This is a genomic window from Rhizobium ecuadorense (assembly GCF_001187535.1).
Classification (GTDB): Bacteria; Pseudomonadota; Alphaproteobacteria; order Rhizobiales; family Rhizobiaceae; genus Rhizobium; species Rhizobium ecuadorense.
Genome location: NZ_LFIO01000351.1, coordinates 1 through 274, shown reverse-complemented (window position 1 = coordinate 274; position 274 = coordinate 1). Strand labels below are relative to the sequence as shown.

The window sequence follows — 274 nt, the reverse complement described above, 5'->3', positions numbered from 1 at the left end:
GCCATGCGGATTGATCAGGCATTGGGTTGAAGTACTTCCTGGTTTCTGCGAGGCACGGCAAGGCTCATGGGTACGAGAACCATTGATTGGCGAAAACCTCACACGCCCCAGACTCCCTGCCCCGCACAAGGGAAGATCAGCGTGTCCATCTGGATGAATGTCCGCCTGAAGGCGTGGTGCCATAATCGGCAGTAAAACAGGTTGCTGGGCGGAAAGCTGTCCATCAATCGAGGGCTTCATCATGAGCAAATCCTCGGCAGCCAGGTTCAAGGGG

General features: G+C 55.8%; 1 pseudogene. It reads right to left on the bottom strand.

Annotated elements, in window-relative coordinates:
* Nucleotides 1–243, bottom strand: a pseudogene (locus tag AF337_RS44200) (hypothetical protein); the annotation flags it as partial.
* Nucleotides 244–274 lie beyond the last annotated feature (31 nt).